This window comes from Pseudomonas sp. MOIL14HWK12:I2, assembly GCF_000510745.1.
GTDB lineage: Bacteria > Pseudomonadota > Gammaproteobacteria > Pseudomonadales > Pseudomonadaceae > Chryseomonas > Chryseomonas oryzihabitans.
The window spans coordinates 119931-137034 of the sequence record NZ_AZOA01000008.1; the positions used below are offsets into that span (position 1 = coordinate 119931).

Consider the following 17104-nt stretch of genomic DNA (forward strand, 5'->3'; position numbering starts at 1 on the left):
CTCCTCAGGAGTAGAAACTGGGGGTGGGCAGGGTGTCGTTGAGGGCCCAGTCGCCCAGCTCGTGCAGCTTGTAATCGACCGGATCGTGCAGGGTCTGGGTGCGCAGGTTGCGCCAGTAGCGATCCAGGCGCAGCGCGCCGGCGGTGGCGCGGGCCCCGCCCACCTCGAACAGACGGCTGGCGAGATCGAGACCGTGACGACTGGCGGCGACCTTGGCCGTGGCGATGGCGATGGCCAGTTCGCCCCGTGCCGCGGCGGTCAGCGCGGGGCCCTGCTGCCAGGCTTGGGCGAAGGCGCCGTTGGCGCGCTCCACCAGCAGCCGGCTGCTCTCCAGGGCCACCCAGAATTCTCCGTAGTGGCGCAGGATGTAGGGGTCTTCGCTGGCGCTGGCGGCGGGGGACTTGAACCAGGGACGCGCCTGGGTGGTGGTGTAGCGGCGCGCCTCGGCAAAGGCGCCTTCGGCCAGGCCGAGAAAGATGTTGGCGAAGATCAGCTGGGCCAGCAGCGGCCGCAGGCAGGCGAAGGGGGTGCTCAGCGGACCGGGATCGAGCAGCCATTCCTGTTGTTCGACCCGTACGCCGTCGAAGCGCGCGCTGCCGCTGTCGGTCTGACGCTGGCCGTTGTTGTCCCAGTCGTCGAACAGCTGGATGCCGGCACGGCCGGTGGGTACCACGGCGATCAGCAGGCGTCCGCTGTCATCGTTTTCCAGCGCGGAAAGCAGCAACAGATCCGAATCCAGGGCGCCACTGCAAAAGCTCTTCTGGCCATCCACCTGCCAGGCATCGCCGCTGCGGCGGGCGAGGGTACGGCGATCCAGGGGATTGAGGGCATTCCCCCAGAACAGACCATCGCGCGCGGTGCCCTCCAGCCAGGGTCGCCACTGCGCGGGCTGGCCGAACAGCTGGGCGGTGGCCAGCAGCAGGTGATGGAAGCCGAAGACGTGGGCCAGGGAGCTGTCGACCCGGGCCAGTCGCCGCACCGCCTCCAGCGTCTGTTCCCAAGAGGCGCCGAGGCCGCCCAGTTCCTTGGGAATGCTCAGGGCCAGGAGACCGCTCTGGCGCAGGGCATCGCGCTCGGCCTTGGGCGTGCCGCCCTGACGATCACGTTCCGCCGCGGTGGCAGCGAAGCGCTCCAGCAGGGGAGGGAGGGGGTCCAGCAGGGAATCGGACATGGGGGACTCTTGCAATGGAGAGAGCAGACAGGCGTTAGAACGTAATGCCGGCCAAACCCTGAGTTGAAATATTTTTTTGTTATTAGTTAATGGCCCGCCGCCATCCATCTTTCATTCCGGACATCTGGTCACTGTCCTGCTGACGGCATTAAAGGCCTGGCTAATCCCGGTCGATACAGCGGTAACCTAATCTCCCAACCAGGGGCGTGTCATGTTCAACAAAGGCCTAAAACAAGAACTGCAGCGCCTCCGCGAGCAGGTGGACTCCTTCAAGCGGCTGAAGGCCGAGCTCGACGTGGAAATGCTGGGCCTGGAACTGGATGGCCGCGGGTGCATCTCCGCGGTGAACGCCAACTTCGAAAAGGAGATGAGCGTGCGCGCCGCAGATGTGCTGGGACGCCCCCTGGCGGACCTCATTCCGGCGCACGTCCGCAACCAGGAATACAGCCGCCGACTGCAGCAGGCCCTGAGCCGCGGCGAGCCCTACAGCGGTGCCCTGCATCTCTTGCGTGGCGACGGTCAGGAAGCCTGGTTGCGCGGCATCCTGCACCCCTTCCATGACAGCCAGGGCCAGGTGACGCGCTTCCGACTGTTCTGCAACAACCTGACGCGAACCATCGAGACCTCGCGCGAGCACGAAAGCCTGCTCAAGGCGCTGCGCCGTTCCACGGCGGTCATCGAGTTCAACCTCCAGGGCGAGGTGCTCGATGCCAACGACAGATTCCTGCAGGCCATGGGTTATTCCCTGGCGCAGATCAAGGGCAAGCACCACCGGCTGTTCTGCGAGCCGGCCGAGGCCAATTCCGAGGCCTACGAGCAATTCTGGGCGCGCCTGCGTCGCGGCGAATTCGTCGTGGATCGCTTCAAGCGCCTGGATGCCCATGGCCGCGACGTCTGGCTGGAAGCCTCCTACAACCCGGTGATCGATGCCCATGACCGGCTGTACAAGGTGGTCAAGTTCGCCACCGTGATCACCGACCAGGTCCAGCAGGAGCAGGCGGTGTCCGAAGCCGCCAGCGTAGCCTTCGAGACCTCCCGGCACACCGACGACACGGCCCGCAAGGGCGCGGCGGTGGCGCAGCAGACGGTGGAGGTGATGCGCGCCCTGGCCACCCAGATGCAGGAAGCGGTGAAGGGCATCGAGGCGCTGGACAACCAGTCCCAGGTGATCGGGACCATCATCAAGACCATCAGCGGCATCGCCGAACAGACCAACCTGCTGGCGCTCAACGCGGCCATCGAGGCGGCCCGGGCCGGTGAGCAGGGTCGTGGTTTCGCCGTGGTGGCTGACGAGGTCAGGCAACTGGCCTCGCGCACCAGCAAGGCGACCGAGGAGATCGTCGGAGTGGTGCAGCAGAACCAGCAACTGGCCGGCGAGGCGGTGACGGTGATCGAGAACGGTCGGCGCCAGGCCGAGCAGGGCCTGGAACTGGCGGGGCAGGCCGGCCAGGTGATCGTGGAGATCCAGGACGGCGCCCAGCGAGTGGTCGGCGCCGTGGGACGGTTCGCCCGCCAGCTGTCGAACTGATCCGGCGCGCTGAATGCACAACGGCAACCCCAGGGTTGCCGTTGTGCATTCTGGTGGTCAGCCCTGCTTGCTGCCGCCGCCGATCTGCCAGACGAAGGGCGGTTCGCTGCCGTCGATCGCCCAGGCGCCGACGATGCGTTCCTTGTAGATCAGCGGATTGTGCGAGGCGGCGGTACGGGCATTGCGCCAGTGTCGATCGAGCCCCTTGCGGGTGCTGGTGGCCGACGCGCCCAAGGCATTGAACAGGTCACTGGTGGCCCGCAGCACCAGCTCGGCGACCGCCGACTGCGCCTGGGCCGATTCCAGCTCCGCCGCCACGTTGGCTTCATGCTCGGCGGCGGCATCCCCGGCATAGCGGGCCTCGAAGGCGGCCTGGGCCGCCGCGGCGGCGGCCAGGGTCGCGGCTTCGGCGGCATAGACGAAGGCCGAGGCCTTGCCCACCACCTGCTGCACCTGGGGATCGGCACTGGCCGCGCTGGCATTGCCATGGCTGTAGACCCGCGTGCGCCCGCGCACTTCGCCAGCGAATTCGCGCACGGCGGCCTGGCCGCTGCCGGTGATCACGGCCAGCAGCACCAGCTGGTAGAAGGCGGTCTGGTACTTGAAGCGGGTGGCGAAGTCGATGAGATTCTCGGGCGCCACCCGTACGTTTTCGAACACCGAGGTGCCGCTGGCGGTGGTGCGCTGGCCGAAGCCGTCCCAGTCGTCGGACTGGCGCACGCCCGGCTGGTCGGTGCGGATGGCGGCGATGACGTCGCCGCCGGTGTCGTCGCGCTGGGCATAGACGTCGATCCAGTCGGCGAACAGGCTGCCGGTGCTGTAGTACTTGGTGCCGTTGAGGCGCCATTCGCCGTCCCGCTGGCTGACCCGGGTGATGACCTCGCCGAGCTTGACCGTGCCGATCTCGGTCCAGGCGTTGCCCACCAGGTCGCCGGCGACGAAGCGCTCGAACCAGACCCGCTGGGAGGTGCTGGCATGGGCGTTGAGGCGGTCCTCGACAAAGGCGAAGTGGCCGCGCAGGGCCTGGGGCAGATTGCTGTCGGCGGCCGCCAGCTCGATCAGCAGCCGAACCAGTTGCGGCAGGCTGGCACCGCTGCCGCCGAATTCCACGGGTACCCGCACGGCGCCGAAGCCGGCGTCCTTGAGCCAGGCGACGGGCGCATAGGGCAGGGTGCGGTTGCGTTCGCGTTCCAAGGCGCCTTCGGCGATGCGCGCAAAGAGCGGACGGAAGCGGGCGGCCAGTTGTTCGTAGTCGGGGCTGGGCGCAGGGCTGGGCGGCAGATGGCGAGCGGGCAGATTCATGGTGATCCTCGGCGATTGAAAGGTCGACGCCAGAGGCTTTGCAAGAGCGCTGCCAGGGCCTGAAAGGCCGTTTTCGCGGGGTTTGCGGGGCCCGGGGTGCCTCGCCAGCAGCAGGAGTGCCTGGCCACTGTTGCCCGGGCGACAGTGGGGTGGCCGCGCTAGACTGAGCTTTTGCCCGGAGCCCCCATGGACCTCCTGTTTCTCGGCACCTCGGCCGGGGTGCCGACCCGGCGGCGCAATGTCTCCGCCCTGGCCCTGATCGAGGACCAGGGCAGGGGCTGGTTTCTCGTCGATTGCGGCGAGGCGACCCAGCACCAGCTGCTGCGTACCCCCTTGTCGGCCACGGATCTGCGCGCCATCTGCATCACCCATGTCCATGGCGACCACTGCTATGGCCTGCCGGGGCTGTTGGCCAGCGCCGCCATGAGCGGACGCAGCCAGCCGCTGGTGCTGGTCGCGCCCCAGGCGGTGGCGGACTGGCTCGCCGCCACCCAGGCGCTGACCGCGCTGCACCTGCCCTTCGAACTGCGCTTCCACGCCCTGGAAGATTTCGCGGGCGTCTCCGTCGGGGCCTGGGATATCGACGCCTTCGCGCTTTCCCACCGGGTGCTCAGTCACGCCTTTCGCTTCCGCGAGACCCGCCGGCCGCAGCGCCTCGATCCCGCGGCCCTGGCGGCTGCCGGGGTGCCGCGTGGCCCGCTGTGGGGCCGGCTGCATGGCGGCGAGGATGTGCTGCACGAAGGCCGCCTGCTGCGCAGCGCCGACTTCCTGCAGGCGGCCCATGGCGAACGACGGCTGGTGGTGGCGGGGGACAACGACGCGCCCGCCTTGCTGACAGAGGCCTGCCGGGGCGCTCAGCTGCTGGTCCATGAAGCCACCTATGCTCAGGCGCAGATCGACAAGACCGGGCAGAGCTGGGGCCACAGCAGCGCGGCGGGCGTCGCCCGTTTCGCCGAGGCGCAGGCGCTGCCGGCCCTGCTGCTCACCCATTTCAGTCCGCGCTACCAGGCCGAGGCGGGGCGTTCGCCGTCCATCGACGACCTGCGCCAGGAGGCCGCGGCCTGTTACCGCGGCAACCTGCAGCTGGCCGAGGATTTCGCGCGCTTTCGCCTGGATCGCCAGGGCCGGCTGAAAGCCCTGGACCAGAGCGGTGGGGCAGGGGCTGACGACCGGAACCCGATAGGAATTTGAACTCTTTCGGTCTTGTCTGACCTTTGCGCCTTGGGCATAGTGCGAACGTTTATCATTCCAGGATCGATTCGATCCCTCGCACCTCGTCCCTAGGAGAAGCAAATGGCGGTGTCTTTCAACAAGGTCTCGACGCTGGGCGCCATGGCGCTGCTGTCCCTGGCAGTGGCAGCCTGTTCCAATCGCCCGGAGGCACCGACGCCACCGCCACCCGCGCCGGCGCCCGTCGCCGCGCAACCGGCCGCGCCCCAGGCACCGGCCGAACTCAAGCGCATCGAACTGGGCTACGGCGTCTATGAGCTGGCCTACAGCCCGGCCAAGCAGTCGGTCTATGCGGCGACCGCCCAGTTGACCAAGGGCGTCACCGGTGGGGTGATCTATCAGCTGGATCCGGCCACCCTGGCCATCACCGGCCAGATCCACACCGATCTGAAGAACTTCGCCCTGACCACCGATGCCAGTGGCGAGACGCTGTTCGTCACCAACTCCCTGGACGGCGGCCTCAGCCGTATCGACCTGCGCACCGGCAAGGTGGAGAAGCGGCTGAAATTCAACGAGATGGGGCGTGACGGCCATCCGGTCAATCCGCGCCAGGTCATTCTCCACGACGGCTTGCTTTACGTCGGCGGGGTCGGCGATCCGGGCGTGATCTGGGTGGTGGACGCCAAGACCCTGACCCTCAAGGCGCGCATTCCCAATGCCGGCAAGTGGGTGACCGGCCTGCTGTACTCCGAGGACACCGGGCGCCTCTATGCGGCCAACGGCAGCGGCGAAGTGCTGGTGATCAATCCGCGCACCCGCAAGATCGAGCACCGCTGGACGCCGGGCGATGGCGGCAAGTACCTCTTGCTGAACCTGGCCGAGGATCGCGCGAACCACCAGCTGTTCGTGACCGACAACTCCGAAGCCAAGACCGTGCTGGTCTTCGATATTCGTAGCGGCAAGGTGATCAAGCGCCTGCCGGTGGGCGACGCCCTGGCCATCAAGCTCAACACCACCCGCAACGAGCTGTACATCACCCAGCGCGAGACCGGTCGCTTGCTGATCCTCGACGCCACCACCTACGCCGAGAAGAAGGCCTACGACCTCAAGCCCAATCCCAACAGCCTGCTGGTCAGCCCGGATGGCCAGACGCTGTATGCGACGGTGAAGACCCCCTTCGACAAGGAATACATGAACACCGCGCCGGAAAGCGTGGTGCGCATCGACCTCTCCGCGGTGAAGTAAACCGCGCCGCCCGGGCTGCCGCAGCGTCCTGCTGCGGTGGCCCCGGGCTTCCCAAGTCCGCCGGCTTGCTCTTGAATGCGGGGGTCCCCCCACCCAGGAGCCGCCGCCTTGTCCGCCACCGATCTCAGCCTGCTGCCGCTGCTGGACGCCTCCTACCGCCACTGGCTCGGTCAGCCGCTGCCGCGTCCTGTCGGCTTGCCTGAGGCCGACGTCCCTGCCTGGTTGCACGAGCAGGCACCCTATGCCCTGCTGGCCCACGGTACCGAGAGCGATCCGCTGTTCTGCTACGCCAACCGGCAGGCGCTGAGCTGCTTCGGCTATCCCCGCGCCCAATTCATCGGCATGCCTTCGCGTTACAGCGCCTCGCCCAGGGACCGCGACGAGCGACAGCGCCTGATGGAGGCGGTGGGGCGCCAGGGCTATGCCTCAGGCTACGAAGGCTGGCGCGTCGACAAGGCGGGAGAGGCCTTCCAGATCCATGCGGGGGTGGTGTGGAATCTGATCGATCCCGAAGGTACGCGGCGGGGGCAGGCGGCGCTGTTCTGGCCGGATCCGCAGCGGATCGGGCAGGTGGAGTGAGGCCGGATCGTTGGGCTCGGCTGCGCGCGGAAGATCGAATTCGTGGACAAGGCTGCGCCGTTGTCACCCTACGCATGCCCCCGCCGTAGGGTGGAAAACCGCGTAGCGTTTTCCACGCAGAGGTTGACGCCGGATTCCCACGCTTCACCAAGTTGGCCCCCTCTCCCTGAGGGAGAGGGTTGGGGTGAGGGGGACCACAACCCTCACTCATCCTCGACGATCAGCACCACCAGATCCTTGGGCCCGTGGGCGCCATAGGCCAGCACCTGTTCGATGTCGGCGGTCTTGGATGGCCCGGAGATCAGCAAGGCGTTGGTCGGCATGCCGTCCTGCCAGCGGTGTTGTTGCTGCAACTCGTAGAAGTTGTCCACCACGGTGCTGGCCCTGAGCAGGGCGATGTGCAGCGGGGGCACCAGGCTCATCAGGCGCGGCTCCTGGCGATCCGGCCAGAGCACCAGGCTGCCGGTGGCGGCCAGGGCGCCCAGGGTGCCGGTGAGGCTGGCCGGGGTGTCGTTGAACAGCTCGGCCTTCCATTCTTCCACGGGGCGATCATAGGCCTTCCAGCGCGGTGAGCCGTCGCCCTGCCAGCGCTCCACCAGGCGCGCGCCGTGGGGCGTGCCGGGGGCGATCAGCAGTTGGTCCAGCCCCCGTTCGGCGAGGATGCGCTCGACCAGCGTCGGCCAGTCCGCCGCGGTGGTCAAATGGGTTTCGGTATGCACCGTTTCCATCAGGGTACGCAGGCGGGCGACGCGTTCTTCAGGCGGATAGCGCCAGGGTTCGGTCACCAGGGCTTCGTCGAAGGTGTCCGCCAGCGGCTGGGTGCCCTGCAGACTGCCGCGCAGCTTGGCGAGGATGTTGTCGCGGGCGCTCATGGGCGTTTCTCCAGGTGTTCGCGGGCCAATTCGTGCAGCGAGCGGGATGCCGGCCTGGGCGCGCTGTGGTGTTCCGTCCAGGGGCCGAGCTGGCCCGGGGTGAAGCGGCCGAAGCGGGTGGCCAGGTAGCTGAAGCCACGGTAGAGCAGCGGCGAGGTGTAGAGGTTCTGCCAGGCGTGCCAGGTCCAGCGCTCCCGGGCGGAGAACTTGCTGCCCTGGCCGCGCAGCAGGTGCGGCTCGGCTTCGGGGGCCTTGACGTTCTCTTCGCGCAATCGCCGCAACAGCGCCGGAATCGGGATCTTGACCGGGCAGACCTCGCCGCAGGCGCCACACAGCGAGGAGGCGCTGGGATGATCCGGTGCGCGCTCCAGGCCGACCAGGTGCGGGGTGATGATGGCGCCGATGGGGCCGGGATAGACCTCGCCATAGGCGTGGCCGCCAATGCGGGTATAGACCGGGCAGTGATTCATGCAGGCGCCGCAGCGGATGCAGTTGAGGGTCTGGCGCAATTCGCTGTCGGCGAAGGCCTGGCTGCGACCATTGTCCAGCAGCACCAGGTGCACCTCGCGCGGGCCGTCCAGTTCCCCGGCCTTGCGCGGACCGGAGATCATGTTGACGTAGGTGGTGATCGGCTGGCCCAGGGCGGAGCGGGTCAGCAGCGACAGCAGCGGCACCACGTCGCGCAGATTCTCCACCACCTTCTCGATGCCGGTCACGGCGATGTGCACCGGCGGCACCGTGGTGGACATTCGCCCATTGCCCTCGTTTTCCACCAGCAGCAGGGTGCCGGTCTCGGCGACGGCGAAATTGACCCCGGAGATGCCGATGTCGGCCTCGAAGAATTTCTGCCGCAGCACCCGCCGACCGGTCTGGATGAGTTCGTCGACGTCGGTGGTGTAGGGCTCGTCCAGATGCTCGTGGAAGAGGGTGCCGACCTGCTGCCGGTTGAGGTGGATGGCCGGCATGATGATGTGCGACGGCTTCTCGCCGGCGAGCTGGATGATGTACTCGCCCATGTCCGACTCCAGGCAGTCGATGCCCTGGGCGCCGAGGACGTGGTTCATGTCCATCTCTTCGCTGACCATGGACTTGCCCTTGATCAGCAGTTTGGCCGCATGGCGCTCGGCGATCTGCTGGACGATGGCGTTGGCCTCGGCCGTGGTCTCGGCCCAGTGCACCTGGACGCCATTGCGCGTGAGGTTGGCCTCCAGGCGTTCCAGCAGCTCCGGCAGCTTGGACAGCGCCCGGGCACGGGTGCGATTGCCCAGTTCGCGCAGGCGCTCGCGCTCGTCGGCATCGCTCATGCTGGCCAGGCGCTTGGTCATCAGCGAATCCATGGCCGTGCGGAAGTTGCGCCTGAGCTGGTCGTCGCCCAGGGCCTGCCGCGCACGGGTCTTGAAGGGAGGCGCTTCGCTAAGGTCGGTGAGGGGGATCTTCAGCATCTCGTTCATGCGGCACCTCCGATACGGCGCCAGAGAAAGCTCGCCAGGTGTTCGCCACGCAGGGCGGCGCGCTGCTTTTCCAGGGCGCCGTTGATGTTCATCAGGCACCCGCAGTCGGCGGTGAGCACCTGGGCCGCGCCGCTGTCCTGCAGGGCACGGGTCTTGTCCGCCACCATGGCACCGGAGATGTCCGGCATCCGCACCGAGAAGGTGCCGCCAAAGCCGCAGCATTCGCTTTCGTGGTCATGGTCGACACGCTCCACGGCCTCTAGCTGGCCGAGCAGGGCGCGGCCGTGCAGGTGGGTCTGCATCTCGCGGCGGGCGCTGCAGGAGGTGTGCAGCGCCACCTTGGTCGGAGCGCCGCGATCCTGGTAGTCGACCTGGCAGACGTGCAGCAGGAATTCCGCGAGCTCGTAGGTGCGCTCGGCCAGATCCTGCACCTGACGCAGGGTCTCGGGTTCGTCGGCGAACAGCTCGGCATAGTGATGGCGCAGCATGCCGGCGCAGGAGCCGGAAGGCACCACCACCGGCCAGGGCTCGGCGAACAGCGCCAGCTGGGTGCGCGCCACGGCGCGGGCCTCCTCGGTGTAGCCCGAGGTGTAGGCCGGCTGGCCGCAGCAACTCTGCGCCTGGGGGAAATGCACGCGCAGGCCTTCGCGCTCCAGCAGGCGGATGCTGTCCATGCCGGCTTCGGGATAGAAGAGGTCCACCACGCAGGTGCCGAACAGATACACCTGGGTCGGCTTCTGCTGCGGATAGGTCCGCGGCGGCGCCAGCGGTGGCGCGGTGCGGGTGACGTTGGGGGCGGCGTTGTAGAAAAGATCGTTCATCAGGCGTCACTCCGGGTTGGCCCGGTAATAAGAGGACCGGCGACGGCCTGAACCGCCGCCGGGAACCGCGTGATCAGTGCACCAGCATGCCGGTGAACACATAGGCCTGCGCCAGGGTGATCAACCCGACCAGCACGGCGAAGCCGATGCTGTGGCGCACGGTGAAGCGGAACAGGTCGGATTCCTTGCCCACCATGCCGGTAGCGGCGCAGGCCACGGCGATGGATTGCGGCGAGATCATCTTGCCGGTCACGCCGCCGGAGCTGTTGGCCGCCACCAGCAGGGTGTCGGAAACACCGATCTGGTGCGCGGTGGTCGCCTGCAGCGAGCCGAACAGGGCGTTGGACGAGGTATCCGAACCGGTCAGGAATACCCCCAGCCAGCCCAGCAGCGGCGAGAAGAAGGGGAACAGCGCGCCGGTACCGGCCAGCAGCAGGGCCAGGGTGGTGGACATGCCCGAGTAGTTGACGACGAAGGCGAAGGCCAGCACCAGTCCGATGGACAGGATCGGCTTGCGCAACTCCACCAGGGTTTCCTTGAACACGCCCAAGGCGGTCGAGGGCTTGATGCGGAAGATGGCCATGGAGATCAGCGCCGAGATCAGGATCGCCGTGCCCGAAGCGGACAGCAGGTCGAGCTTGTAGACCGCCGGCATGGGCGTCGGGGTGGCCACGATCGGCAGCGTCTTGAGCACCAGCTTGTCCAGGTAGGGCACTGGCACGTTGATCACCAGGGCATAGAGGGCACCACCGCTGGCGAACAGCGCCTTGAAGGCCTTGGTGGTCCAGATCGTCACCACCACGGTCAGGATCAGGAACGGCGACCAGGCCTTGATCACGATGCCCAGCGAATGCTCGGGCGGCAGGCGACCGCCACTGCCGAAGCCCGCGCCGCCGCCCAGCATGGCGGCGCCGCCACCGCCAGCGACCACTGCAGTCGCACCCGCGGTAGCGTGCTGCGGCTGGCGCAGCTTGAGATAGCCGGTGAGGGCGATCATGGCGGCCAGCGACGAGGTGATGTCGGGCAGTTCCGGACCGATGAAGTTGGAGGTCAGGTACTGGAACACGGCAAAGGTGCCGCCGCAGATCAGCGCCGGCTTCCAGGTTTCCCGCAGGCCGCGCATGCCGTCCATCATGAACATCAGCCACAGCGGCACCAGCAGCGACAGCAGCGGCAGCTGGCGGCCGGTCATGGCGCCGATCTTGAAGGCGTCGATGCCGGTCACCTGGCCAGCGACGATGGTCGGGATGCCCAGGGCGCCGAAGGCCACCGGCGCGGTGTTGGCGATCAGGCAGAGCCCGGCCGCCTTCAGCGGATTGTGGCCCAGGCCCACCAGCAGCGCGGCGGTGATGGCCACCGGCGCGCCGAAACCGGCCGCACCTTCCAGGAAGGCGCCGAAGCAGAAGCCGATCAGCAGCACCTGCAGGCGTTGATCGTCGGTGATCGACAGCACCGAGCTGCGGATGATGTCGAACTGGCCGCACTTGACCGTCAGCTTGTAGAGGAACACCGCCGTGACGATGATCCAGGCGATGGGCCAGAGGCCGTAGAGGAAACCGTAGCCGGCCGAGGCCAGCGCCTTGTCCACCGGCATGCGATAGACGAACAGGGCGATGAGCAGGGCGATCGCCAGGGTGATGGCGCCCGCCACATGGCCCTTGAGCCGCAGGCCGGCGAGGGCGACGAAGAAGAACAGAATGGGCAAGGCGGCGACGAAGGCCGAAAGGCCCAGGCTGCCAAGGGGGAGATAGATCTGTTGCCAGGTTTCCATCGGGTGCTCCTTGATTGTTTTTGTAGGGAGGCGGCAGGACGGGGTTGCACAAGATCGCGACCTGTGGCAAAAATTGGTAAGACCAATTTACAAGGGCGACTTCACGCACGTTAAGCGGGGTCTTTGTGCCTGTCAAACCCCTTGATGTGCGACTTTCGTCGGCCCAGCTCTTCCGCCTGGCGGACGGCCGCTGCTGTCCGCAGCATTTTTCGAGGTTTTTCATGGGGTTCGAACCGGTCAAGCAACGTCGTCTGTCCGACGACATCGTCAAGCACCTGGAGGCGCTGATCGCCGAAGGCTCGCTGCGCCCTGGCGAGCGCCTGCCGGCCGAGCGGGTGCTGGCCGAGCGCTTCGGGGTGTCGCGACCCTCGCTGCGCGAAGCCATCCAGAAGCTGATCGCGCGCGGCCTGCTGCTCAGCCGGCAGGGCGGCGGTACCTATGTCACCGAGGCGCTCAACAGCGCCTTCACCGATCCCCTGCTGCCGCTGCTGGAAAGCCGCGAGGAAACCCGCCGCGATCTGCTGGAATTTCGCCACACCCTGGAAAGCGCCTGCGCCTACTACGCCGCCCAGCGCGCCACCGAGCCGGACCTGGCGCGGCTGACCCTGGCCTGGGAGCGCCTGGAGGACTGCTACCGCCGGCGCGAGACCCTGACCCGGGAAGAGGAGGGCGAGGCCGACGCGGCCTTTCACCTGGCCATCGCCGAGGCCAGTCACAACGCCGTTTACCTGCACAGCATCCGCAGCCTGTTCGAATTGCTACGCCACCACATGGTGACCAACATCGGCGGGATGCACGCCCAACGGGGTGAGACTCGCGAGCGGCTGCTGGAGCAACACCGGGCGCTGTACCAGGCGATTGTTGCGGGGGAAGCGGAGAATGCACGCGAGGCGGCGAGCCGCCATCTGGGCTATGTGAGAGAGGTTCTGGAGGAGGCCGGCGCCATGGCAGGCCGTCTAGCACGGGCCAAACGGCGCGATGAGCTCTAAAAAAAATCTGGCGTGAAATATCATGATGTCATTATGCTAGTAGCATAAATTGAGCGTCCGCGGCTAAAGTTTAGCGTTCCAGAGCTGATAACCCGGTCACACCTTCCCGCCTTCGCTGGCGTCTAGACCGGTACCCTCCTGTGGAACACGCCTCTTCTTCGCCCTCGCTCGTCGACCTTACCTTCACTCCTGCATTGCTCGGTGCATGCGGCACCGGGGCAATCCTGTTCGTGGGCGGCGTGACGCCGACCACCCTGGCCCTGAGTGCCACCCAGGTGGTCCTGGCCGCCGGGCTGGGCTTCTGGCAACTGCGTCGCGCCCAGGCGCGCCAGGCCGAGCGCGCCGCCGAGCAGGCCGTGAGCCAGAGCCCCGCCAGCGGTCGAGACGAAGCCCTCGAAGCGCTCTGCGTGGCGGTGCTGCCGGTCTGGTCCGAGCAGATCGAAGCCGCGCGCGCCCACACCGAGCAGGAAATCGTCAGCCTGACCAGTCGCTTCGCCGAACTGGCCGACCGCATCCACAGCGTGGCCGGCGCCGATCACGGCAGCGGCGATCGCCTGGTCAACCTCATGGCCAGCAGCCAGAACCAGCTGGACGGCATCCTCCAGGCCTTGCGCGAGGCGCTGTCCAGCAAGGGCGCGCTGCTCAACGAAATCAACGGCCTGGCCGGCCTGACCGAACAGCTGAAGAACATGGCGAAGGACGTCGGCGACGTGGCGCGCCAGACCAACCTGCTGGCCCTCAACGCCGCCATCGAAGCCGCCCGTGCCGGTGAAGCCGGGCGCGGTTTCGCGGTGGTCGCCGACGAGGTGCGCAAGCTCTCCACCCTGTCCGGCGATACCGGGCAGAAGATCGGCGAAACCGTGGAAACGGTGAACGGCGCCATCGCCCGCACCCTGGAGCTTTCGCAGCTCCACGCCGAGCGCGACACCGGCACCCTGAACCAGTCCGGCGAGACCATCGAGCAGGTCATCGGCACCTTTGGCGGCACCACCCGTGACGTGGTCGAGCGCAGCGATGCCCTGGCCGACAACGCCGCAGCCGTGGGCGGCGCCATCGCCGAGGTGCTGGTCGCCCTGCAATTCCAGGATCGCGTCAGCCAGATGCTCGGCCACATCCGTGACGACCAGGCCCGCCTCGAGCGCCTGGTGATCGACCGTCGCGCCCTGGCCGCCAGCGGTCAGCCGCTGCCGACCCTCGACACCCGCGGCTGGCTCGCCGACCTGGCCCGCACCTACACCATGGCCGAGCAGGTCGCCGTGCACCACGGCAAGCGACCGGCCGCCGCCCCCGCCGAATCCGATATCACGTTCTTTTAAGGAAAGCTGTCATGAGCAACAAGACCATTCTGATCGTCGACGACTCCATCTCCATCCGCCAAGTGGTGTCCATGACCCTGAAAAGCGCGGGCTACGACGTCATCGAAGGCTGCGACGGCCGCGATGCCCTGACCAAGCTGGACGGGCGCAAGGTGCACCTGATCATCAGCGACGTGAACATGCCCAACATGGACGGCATCACCTTCGTCACCGCGGCCAAGAAGCTGCCGGCCTACAAGTTCACCCCGGTGATCATGCTCACCACCGAATCCGATGCCGCCAAGAAGGCCGCCGGCCAGGCCGCCGGTGCCAAGGCCTGGATGGTCAAGCCGTTCCAGCCGGCGCAGATGCTGGCGGCGGTTTCCAAGCTGATCATGCCCTGATGGCCCCGGAGGCTGCCCCCATGAACGACATCGTTCGTACCCGCTTGCCCATTACCGGGCCGCTGACCATCTACACCGCGGCCGACAGCAAGCCGCTGCTGATGGAGCCCCTGACCGCCGGGGTCACCGTGGCGCTGGAACTGGCCGAGGTCGATGAATTCGACTCCGCGGGTCTGCAGTTGCTGCTGCTGGCCCACCGCGAGGCGCAGCGTTTGGGCGGCAGCCTCGAACTGGTCGACCCCAGCCCCGCCGTCACCGAACTGCTGGAGCTGGCAGGTCTTGCCGACTTCTTTACCGCGGCCGCCGCGGAAGGTGTTGCCGCATGAACATGGACGAGATCCTCAAGACATTCATCGCCGAGAGCGAGGAATTGCTGCAGCAGATGGAAGCCGCGCTGCTGCAGATCGAGCAGGCGCCGGATGACGTCGAGCTGATCAATGCCATCTTTCGCGCCGCCCACACCATCAAGGGTTCGGCCGGGCTGTTCGGCCTGGACCATGTGGTGGCCTTCACCCATGTCGCCGAAAGCGTGCTCGACCGCATCCGCAGCAACGAGCTGGCCTTCGACGAGACCCTGTCGGCGCTGTTCCTGGAGGTCTGCGACCACCTCAACGGCCTGATCGCCCGGGTATCGTCCGGCAGCGAGCCGGAGCCCGACTTCCAGGCCGCCGGCGCCGTGCTGGTGCAGCGCCTGGAGCACTATCTGCAGCCGAGCGCCAAGGCGGTCCAGCCGGTCGCCGCCGCCCGTACCCTGACGGCACCGGTCGATGGCGTCGCCGCCGGCCACTGGCACCTGTCGCTGCGCTTCGGTCCGGACATGCTGCGCAATGGCATGGATCCGCTGGCCTTCGTGCGTTACCTCAACAGCTTTGGCCGCATCGTCAACATCGTCACCCTGACCGATGCCATCCCGGCCGCGGCTGACATGGATCCGGAGACCTGCTACCTGGGCTTCGAGGTCGCCTTCGACAGCGACGCCGACAAGGCGACCATCGAGGCGGCCTTCGAATTCGTCCGCGAAGACAGCCAGATCCGCATCCTGCCGCCGCACAGCCGCAGCAGCGACTACTGTCAGCTGATCGACGACTTGGCCGAGGAAGACCTGCGCCTGGGCGAGATCCTGGTGCGCTGCGGCACCCTGACCGCCACCGAGCTGGACGAGGTGCTGCGTCGCCAGGCCGATCCGGCGACGCCGCGCCAGCCCATCGGCGAAGCCCTGGTGGAGGCCCAGTTGGTCAATCCGCCGGTGGTGGATGCGGCCCTGAACAAGCAGCGCAAGATCAAGGAGCAGCGCGCGCCGGCCGGCGAAGGCCAGCTGATCCGTATCGACGCGACCAAGCTCGATCAGCTGATCGATCTCATCGGCGAGCTGATCATCGCCGGTGCCGGGACCCAGCTGATCGCCCAGCAGAGCGGTCTGGCGGCTCTGGTGGAATCCACCGGGGTGCTGTCGCGCCTGGTGGAAGAGGTCCGCGACACCGCCCTGACCCTGCGCATGGTGCAGATCGGCACCACCTTCAATCGTTTCCAGCGCGTGGTCCGCGACGTCTCCAAGGAAATTGGCAAGGACATCGCCCTGCGCATCAGCGGCGGCGAGACCGAGCTGGACAAGACCGTGGTGGAAAAGATCGGCGATCCGCTGACCCACCTGATCCGCAACGCCATGGATCATGGCATCGAATCCGCCGAGCTGCGCCTGGCGCGAGGCAAGCCGGCCCAGGGCACCGTGGGGCTCAATGCCTACCACGAGTCGAGCAGCATCGTCATCGAGGTCACCGACGACGGCGGCGGTCTGTCGCGCGAGCGCATCCTGCGTAAGGCGACCGAGCGCGGCCTGATCGCCGAGGGCCAGGTGCTGGCCGACAAGGACGTGTTCAACCTGATCTTCGAACCGGGCTTCTCCACCGCCGAGCAGATCAGCAACCTGTCCGGTCGCGGCGTCGGCATGGACGTGGTGAAAAAGAACATCACCGCCCTGCGCGGCAGCGTCGACCTCACCAGCGAGGAAGGCCGCGGCACCACGGTGACCATTCGCCTGCCCCTGACCCTGGCGATCATCGACGGCTTCCTCATCGGCGTCGGCAAGGCTACCTACGTGGTGCCCCTGGAGGCGGTGGAGGAGTGCATCGAGCTGACCGAGGCGGCCAGTGTCCAGGCCAACGGCAACGACTACCTCGACCTGCGCGGCGAGGTGCTGCCGGTGCTGCGCCTGCGCCAGCTGTTCGCCATCGAGGAGGCGCCGCCGCGGCGGCAGAACGTGGTGGTGGTGCGCTACGCCGGCCAGCGCGCCGGTCTGGTGGTCGATCAGCTGCTCGGCGAATTCCAGACGGTGATCAAGCCGCTCGGTCCGCTGTTCGGCCACAACCGCAGCCTGGGCGGTTTCACCATCCTGGGTACCGGCGCCGTGGCGCTGATCCTCAACGTGCCCGGCCTGGTTGGCGAGGCCGCGTCCACCGGCGCCGCTGCGCCGGCGCACATTCCCGCGCTTACCTGACCGACAAGGATT

14 protein-coding genes and 2 pseudogenes are annotated in these 17104 nt (G+C 67.3%); 10 read left to right on the plus strand and 6 right to left on the minus strand.

What is annotated here, in order from left to right; translation table 11 throughout:
* Positions 1-4 precede the first annotated feature (4 nt).
* Entirely contained in the window at positions 5-1171 is a 1167-nt protein-coding gene (locus PSK12I2_RS0105690; protein WP_037007542.1) for an acyl-CoA dehydrogenase family protein, read from the minus strand.
* Positions 1172-1472: 301 nt separating this feature from the next.
* Here PSK12I2_RS0105690 and PSK12I2_RS25405 point away from each other — a divergent pair.
* Together PSK12I2_RS25405 and PSK12I2_RS25410 are read left to right on the plus strand one after the other, a co-directional pair.
* A pseudogene (locus tag PSK12I2_RS25405) lies at positions 1473-2159 on the plus strand (PAS domain-containing protein); the annotation flags it as partial.
* Between the two features lie 144 nt (positions 2160-2303).
* A pseudogene (locus PSK12I2_RS25410) lies at positions 2304-2699 on the plus strand (methyl-accepting chemotaxis protein); the annotation flags it as partial.
* Positions 2700-2756: 57 nt separating this feature from the next.
* Here the strand turns inward: PSK12I2_RS25410 and PSK12I2_RS0105700 are convergent.
* Positions 2757-4001, minus strand: coding sequence for an acyl-CoA dehydrogenase family protein (locus PSK12I2_RS0105700; protein WP_027597632.1), 1245 nt, complete (start codon positions 3999-4001; stop codon positions 2757-2759).
* Positions 4002-4187: 186 nt separating this feature from the next.
* On the opposite strand from PSK12I2_RS0105700, the gene PSK12I2_RS23730 reads away from it, so the two are divergent.
* From PSK12I2_RS23730 to PSK12I2_RS0105715, 3 genes are all read left to right on the plus strand, one after another.
* The gene (locus tag PSK12I2_RS23730) at positions 4188-5192 is read left to right on the plus strand and encodes a ribonuclease Z (protein ID WP_037007543.1); all 1005 of its coding nucleotides are present in this window, start codon (positions 4188-4190) and stop codon (positions 5190-5192) included.
* A gap of 102 nt (positions 5193-5294) precedes the next feature.
* Positions 5295-6416, plus strand: coding sequence for a YncE family protein (locus tag PSK12I2_RS0105710; RefSeq protein WP_007162793.1), 1122 nt, complete (start codon positions 5295-5297; stop codon positions 6414-6416).
* Between the two features lie 108 nt (positions 6417-6524).
* Complete coding sequence (locus PSK12I2_RS0105715; RefSeq protein ID WP_037007544.1) at positions 6525-6995, plus strand: MEKHLA domain-containing protein; 471 nt, start codon at positions 6525-6527, stop codon at positions 6993-6995.
* A 203-nt stretch (positions 6996-7198) separates the two neighbouring features.
* Here PSK12I2_RS0105715 and PSK12I2_RS0105720 read toward each other — a convergent pair whose 3' ends face one another.
* The 4 genes from PSK12I2_RS0105720 to PSK12I2_RS0105735 all read right to left on the minus strand — a co-directional run bounded on the left by PSK12I2_RS0105720 (position 7199) and on the right by PSK12I2_RS0105735 (position 11910).
* Positions 7199-7867: a lactate utilization protein C gene (locus tag PSK12I2_RS0105720; RefSeq protein ID WP_027597634.1), complete on the minus strand. Its 669-nt coding sequence runs from the start codon at positions 7865-7867 to the stop codon at positions 7199-7201.
* The gene (locus tag PSK12I2_RS0105725; protein WP_027597635.1) at positions 7864-9318 is read right to left on the minus strand and encodes a LutB/LldF family L-lactate oxidation iron-sulfur protein; all 1455 of its coding nucleotides are present in this window, start codon (positions 9316-9318) and stop codon (positions 7864-7866) included. The genes PSK12I2_RS0105720 and PSK12I2_RS0105725 overlap by 4 nt, the downstream gene beginning before the upstream one ends.
* Complete coding sequence (locus PSK12I2_RS0105730; RefSeq protein ID WP_027597636.1) at positions 9315-10139, minus strand: (Fe-S)-binding protein; 825 nt, start codon at positions 10137-10139, stop codon at positions 9315-9317. The genes PSK12I2_RS0105725 and PSK12I2_RS0105730 overlap by 4 nt, the downstream gene beginning before the upstream one ends.
* Before the next feature lie 73 nt (positions 10140-10212).
* Positions 10213-11910, minus strand: a complete 1698-nt coding sequence (locus PSK12I2_RS0105735) for a lactate permease LctP family transporter (protein WP_027597637.1) — start codon at positions 11908-11910, stop codon at positions 10213-10215.
* 221 nt (positions 11911-12131) lie between these two features.
* Here PSK12I2_RS0105735 and PSK12I2_RS0105740 point away from each other — a divergent pair, with 221 nt between their 5' ends.
* The 5 genes from PSK12I2_RS0105740 (at position 12132) to PSK12I2_RS0105760 (ending at position 17092) form a co-directional block, all read left to right on the plus strand.
* On the plus strand, positions 12132-12899 hold the full coding sequence (locus PSK12I2_RS0105740) for an FCD domain-containing protein (RefSeq protein WP_027597638.1): 768 nt from the start codon (positions 12132-12134) through the stop codon (positions 12897-12899).
* Between the two features lie 566 nt (positions 12900-13465).
* A complete protein-coding gene (locus tag PSK12I2_RS0105745) occupies positions 13466-14215 on the plus strand; it encodes a methyl-accepting chemotaxis protein (RefSeq protein ID WP_371100358.1) in 750 nt (249 codons plus the stop codon).
* 11 nt (positions 14216-14226) lie between these two features.
* Positions 14227-14598, plus strand: a complete 372-nt coding sequence (locus PSK12I2_RS0105750; RefSeq protein WP_007162125.1) for a response regulator — start codon at positions 14227-14229, stop codon at positions 14596-14598.
* 20 nt (positions 14599-14618) lie between these two features.
* Entirely contained in the window at positions 14619-14924 is a 306-nt protein-coding gene (locus PSK12I2_RS0105755; protein WP_027597640.1) for a lipid asymmetry maintenance protein MlaB, read from the plus strand.
* Positions 14921-17092, plus strand: a complete 2172-nt coding sequence (locus tag PSK12I2_RS0105760) for a chemotaxis protein CheA (RefSeq protein WP_027597641.1) — start codon at positions 14921-14923, stop codon at positions 17090-17092. The genes PSK12I2_RS0105755 and PSK12I2_RS0105760 overlap by 4 nt, the downstream gene beginning before the upstream one ends.
* Positions 17093-17104: the final 12 nt, after the last annotated feature.